The sequence below is a fragment of the Geoanaerobacter pelophilus genome (assembly GCF_018476885.1).
Classification (GTDB): domain Bacteria; phylum Desulfobacterota; class Desulfuromonadia; order Geobacterales; family DSM-12255; genus Geoanaerobacter; species Geoanaerobacter pelophilus.
The window spans coordinates 1-5,668 of sequence record NZ_JAHCVJ010000019.1; the positions used below are offsets into that span (position 1 = coordinate 1).

Here is a 5,668-nt window from a genome sequence, read left to right on the forward strand (position 1 = left end):
ACTGCCACCGGTCTCTCCAGCCAGGCCGACCAGCTGATCAACTCCATAGGGTTCTTCAAACTCGACATGGCCGATGTAAGGGGCAACCAAAGGCAACCACAGCTGCAGTCACAGCCTCACCCGGTTGAAAAAGCCAAGCCCAAGCAGCTGGTGGCCAATGCCCCGAAAAAGATGACTGTCAACGACAGCGGCTTTGGGCTGAATCTGGGGAAAGACCATCTTGATACTGAATTTGAGAAATACTAAGGCGATTATTGGAGGGGTATATGAGCATAGCCGGGATAACAGAAACCATGCAGTGTCTCACCTTCAAACTAGGCGAAGAAGTATTTGCAGTCAACGTCGCCAAAGTAAGAGAGATCCTGGATTTTACCACCGTTACCAAAGTACCGCAGACGCCCGACTTCATGCGGGGTGTTATCAATCTCCGGGGTAGCGTCGTGCCGGTAGTCGACATGCGGTTGAAATTCGGGATGAGTGCCACGGAAAAGACCGTCAACACCTGCATCATCGTCATGGAGATCGTTCTGGACGGCGACACCTCCATAGTCGGAGCCTTGGCAGATTCAGTGCAGGAAGTACTGGAGCTGGAGCCGGAGCAGATCGAGCCGGCGCCGCGGATCGGGACCAAGCTCAACACCGAGTTTCTGGTGGGGATGGGCAAACACAACGAGACCTTCATCATGATCCTCAACATCGACAAGGTCTTCACCTTTGACGAGATCGAATCGATGCAGGGCGGAGGCAACCAGGCTGCTGCCTAGAAGAATTGAATGTTCAGCGTAAGATTTAGTGTTATACTTCAACGCCACGGGAAATCGTGGCGTTTTAGTTTGAGTACCTAAATAAGGTGATCTTCTTATGCAGTATGAAAAGCTGACCAAGGCCGAGTTGATCAGAATACTCCGGGATCGTGATGTTGCTGCTGCAAAGCCCTTTTTAACTTCAAATACGCCCCACCTGCCCTGTGGGGGCTCCAACAGCTCGAGTTATCATTGCCTGCTGAATGAATTTCCTGCATTAGTATGGCGATCCGGCATAGATGGCAAATGTAATTTCTTTAACCTTAACTGGCTTGCTTTTACCGGGCGTACACTGGAGCAGGAGCTTGGTGATGGCTGGGCCGAAGGGGTTCATCCCGATGATTTAGAGAAGTGCCTTTCTGACTATCTCTCTGCATTTCATGCCCGCCGATCATTTGACATCGAATACCGACTCAGACGCTATGATGGCGAGTATCGATGGATTCACGATGTCGGGAGACTGCTGACTGTTGATGGACAGTTTAATGGCTATGTCGGTATCTGTTTCGATATTACCGAAACTAAAAAAACTGATTTAATGCTGCAAGACAAGCTCGAAGAGATCAGTGATCTTTACCATAATGCTCCATGCGGCTATCATTCCGTTGACGGCGATGGCTATATTGTTGCCATTAATGATACTGAACTGTCATGGCTTGGTTATGCCCGCGAAGAACTTGTTGGCCATGCCAGGCTGTCAGACATCATGACTCCTGAGTGCCGAAATGGATATGTAGAAAGGTTTCAGACGTTCAAAGAGAGAGGGTGGATCAAGGACAGGGAACTGGACTTGGTTTGCAAGGACGGCAACGTCATTACCGTCTTGTTGAACGGCTCTGCTGTATATGATGATAATGGTAATTTCAAGATGTGCCGTTCTACCTTGTTCGATATCACGGAGCGGAAGAGAAATGAGCGTCTGATCCTCTCTCACCAAGAGCAGCTGAAGCTACTGGCAGATAACTTGTTTCATGCTGAGGAGATGGAACGGAAGCGAATCTCCGGCGACCTACATGATATGATCGGCCAATCACTGATCCTATCAAAAATCCGACTGAAGAGGCTGTCTGAAGAGTTGGAAGGGCGTTCAGCCGCTGCGCTTATAGATGAAATTATTAAGCTTACTGATGAATCTATTCAGCAGGTCCGGTCCCTGATTTTTCAGATAAGCCCACCGCTTCTTTATGAAGTTGGTTTAGAGGCTGCAGTGGAAAGCCTCGGGGAGCGTTTTTATCATGAACATGGCCTTGAAGTGAATGTTAGGACAAGGTACGCTTCCCTTTCTCTGAGTGAAGGGTTGCGCGTGACTCTTTACCAGGTGTTGAGGGAGCTACTCCTAAACGTAGTGAAACATGTGGATGCACGTCAGGTGTCCGTTGTTTTCGATAAGTCCGATTCCCTTACAATTACTGTGGAGGATGACGGCAATGGATTTAATGTTGAAGATGTCATGTCAGCTAACAAGGGTTCCGGATATGGCCTTTTTAACGTCCGGCAAAAGATCGAGAGAATTAATGGTTCGATAATAATAGATTCTTCGTTAGGTAGAGGGACTCGTGTGTTGTTGAATGTACCTTTATGAATACTACAGGAGGAGTTAATGGGAATCAGGGTTTTACTTGTAGATGACCATAAAATAGTAAGGGAAGGGCTTAATTCCTTACTATCTCGGGAAAGCTCGATTCAGGTAGTTGGTGAGGCTGATAATGGTCGGAGTTCCATCCAGATGACACGGGAGTTGACGCCTGATGTGGTGATAATGGATATTTCTATGCCTGATATGAATGGCATAGAGGCTACTCAAAGAATTCGTAATGAAATGCCGGCTTGCAAGGTCCTAGCCTTGTCAATGCACGCTGATCGCAGGTTTGTTATAGAGTTGCTAAAGGCTGGAGCCAACGGCTACATGATGAAAGACTGCGCTGCTGATGATCTTGTTGCAGGGATACATACCGTTTCAAATGGAGATACCTATCTCAGTCCCAAGATTTCCAATCTTCTTGTCGACGATTACATGAAAAGGATTCAGGATGCGCCTTTATCGGTGGCGTCGGTTCTTTCGACACGAGAGCGCGAAGTCCTGCAGTTGCTTGCAGAGGGCAATAATACTAAAGAGATTGCCTTTTCTCTGGACATCAGCATCAAGACCGTTGAATCGCATCGTACCCAGATTATGAAGAAACTCAAGGTCCACAGCATAGCCGAGCTCACAAAGCTTGCTATTCGTGAGGGATTGACGTCGCTAACCTAGCTTTTTTAAGGATGATTTTTTTGATTGGCTTTAACTAAGGTTTTTCCCCTCCATTTTAAGGTAATCCCTCATATAGGGATTACCTCCATTCTCCGATTAGCAATCTATAACCAAATGGTTTTATACGTCAATAGCCTCATAGATATCACCGAATGAATTAAAAAAAGGTGGTTTTCAATGATCACGCTTTCGTCTGATAACGGGAATGACGAAATAAGTTCTTCTATTTGTCCATTTGTCGTCGAGCCGTTAAGTGAATGTTATTGCGTAAATAGTTCCATTCAAAATATCTCACGTGCCCTGCACATTTGTGGGAAGGGATACCGGGAATGCGCGATTTACAACAGTTTCATTGATTGCATGTTTGAGACTGATTGAGACTTACTTGTTGAATCAACTCATAGAACGGAGGAAGAAAAGATGCAATGGTTCTATAACATGAAGTTAAATGCAAAACTGATGACAGGTTTTATTACAGTTGCTGTCATTGCAGCAGTGATCGGTGTGATCGGTATGATAAATATCAAAAAGATCGCTGCTGAGGATGAAAAGCTTTATGAAAAAGTCACACTGCCGATTTCACAACTGCAGTCAATCTCTGTGGCATTTCAGAGGATCAGGATAAATGTTAGAGATTTACTGGAAGCTTCAACACCTGCACAAGAGAAAGATATTGCTGACAAAATTAAAAATTTGCGCGCAGAGATTGACAAGGAGTCTAAAGAGTTCGAGAAGACTATTCTAACTGAGGAAGGGCGGAAGCTTTTTAAGACATTCATGGATACGAGGAAAGCCTATGGTGTGTTTCTCGAAAAAGTCTCCGAACTTGCCCTGGCCAATAACGACAGAGCGGCAACTATTATTGTAAATGGGGAGATGAAATCTGCGGCCATGGCGGAACAAGACGCTATCGAGAAGCTGGTGGAAGCCAAGCTGGTACAAGCCAAGCTAACATCTGAAAACAATACAAAACTTGCCGGCACAGCTACGACTACCATGATCATTCTCTTGGGGCTTGGCGTAATCATCGCTGTAGGGCTTGGAATATTCATTACCAGAATTGTTATTGGTCAGCTAGGCGCTGACCCGAAAGATGTCGGTGAAGTTGCCAACCTGGTTGCCGTTGGTGATCTTAATCGTGAGATTACGCTTAAAACTGGCGACACAACCAGCGTCATGGCCGCCATGAAGAAGATGGTGGATACCATAAGGACTCTGGTAGCTGATGCCTCCATGTTATCCGATGCCGCCATCGCCGGTAAATTGGATACCCGTGCCGACGCCTCCAAACACCAGGGCGACTTCCAGAAGATCGTTGTTGGTGTCAATGAGACCCTGGACGCTGTCATCGGACCGTTGAACGTTGCCGCCGAGTATGTCGACCGGATCGCCAAAGGCGACATCCCTCCCAAAATTACCGATCAATACAGCGGTGACTTCAACGAGATCAAAAACAATCTCAATCAGGCGATAGATGCCGTCAACGCTCTTGTTGCCGACGCCAACATGCTGAGTCAGGCGGCTGTAGCCGGAAAACTAGATACTCGCGCCGATGCCTCCAAGCATCATGGGGACTTCAAAGCAATTGTTTCCGGCGTCAACGACTGCCTCGACTCCGTCATTGGACCACTGAACGTTGCTGCCGAGTACGTCGATCGGATCGCCAAAGGCGACATTCCGCCGAAGATTACCGATAGCTACCATGGCGACTTTAATGAAATCAAGAACAACCTGAATCAAGCCATAGACGCCGTCAACGCGCTGGTAGCAGACGCCAACATGCTATCCGCCGCCGCAGTAGCAGGCAAGCTTGACACCAGGGCCGACGCCTCCAAGCACCAGGGGGACTTCAAAGCCATCGTGTCCGGGGTCAACGACTGTCTCGACTCCGTCATCGGGCCACTGAACGTAGCTGCAGAGTATGTAGATAGGATCAGCAAAGGCGACATCCCAGCGAAGATCACCGATAACTACAACGGCGACTTCAACGCAATCAAGAATAACCTGAACAATTGCATCGATATCATGAATAACCTGCTCATTGAAGCGGATAAGGTCATTAAAGCTGCTGCTGATGGTGAACTGGACAAACGGGCCGATGCAACACTCTTTGTGGGCGGTTGGAAACAGCTGGTAACCGGCGTCAATGAAATTGTCACCAATATCGTCAATCCGCTCATGGTCACTGCCGACTATGTCGACAAAGTCAGCAAAGGGGAGATACCGCCAAGCATAACCGATGAATACAAAGGTCAGTACAACATCATAAAAGGCAACTTAAATGCTGTCGTAAAGATGATGAATGAATTGCTTGAACAGACAAATATTATTATCCAGGCGGCCGCAGAAGGCCAGCTCGACAAACGGGCCAATGCTGAGCTTTTTGCCGGCGGTTGGCATAAACTGGTTTCCGGGGTCAACGATACCATCAGCAATATCGTTAACCCGCTCATGGTTACCGCCGACTATGTAGATAAGGTAAGTAAGGGGATCATGCCGCCGATCATTACCGATGAATATAAAGGTCAGTACAACATCATCAAGAACAACCTCAACATCCTCATCGATGCCAATACCCGGATCACCGCCGCAGCGCGCGAAGTAGCAAGCGGCA

Annotated in this window: 4 protein-coding genes and 1 pseudogene; all 5 read left to right on the forward strand. The window is 47.4% G+C overall.

What is annotated here, in order from left to right:
- Positions 1-246: pseudogene (locus KI809_RS20260) on the forward strand (hypothetical protein); the annotation flags it as partial.
- Between the two features lie 20 nt (positions 247-266).
- On the forward strand, positions 267-764 hold the full coding sequence (locus tag KI809_RS20265) for a chemotaxis protein CheW (RefSeq protein WP_214173426.1): 498 nt from the start codon (positions 267-269) through the stop codon (positions 762-764).
- Between the two features lie 97 nt (positions 765-861).
- Positions 862-2,385, forward strand: coding sequence for a PAS domain-containing sensor histidine kinase (locus KI809_RS20270; protein WP_214173427.1), 1,524 nt, complete (start codon positions 862-864; stop codon positions 2,383-2,385).
- Between the two features lie 18 nt (positions 2,386-2,403).
- Positions 2,404-3,054, forward strand: a complete 651-nt coding sequence (locus tag KI809_RS20275; RefSeq protein WP_214173428.1) for a response regulator — start codon at positions 2,404-2,406, stop codon at positions 3,052-3,054.
- A 420-nt stretch (positions 3,055-3,474) separates the two neighbouring features.
- On the forward strand, positions 3,475-5,668 hold a 2,194-nt coding region (locus tag KI809_RS20280; RefSeq protein ID WP_214173429.1), incomplete at its 3' end, for an MCP four helix bundle domain-containing protein.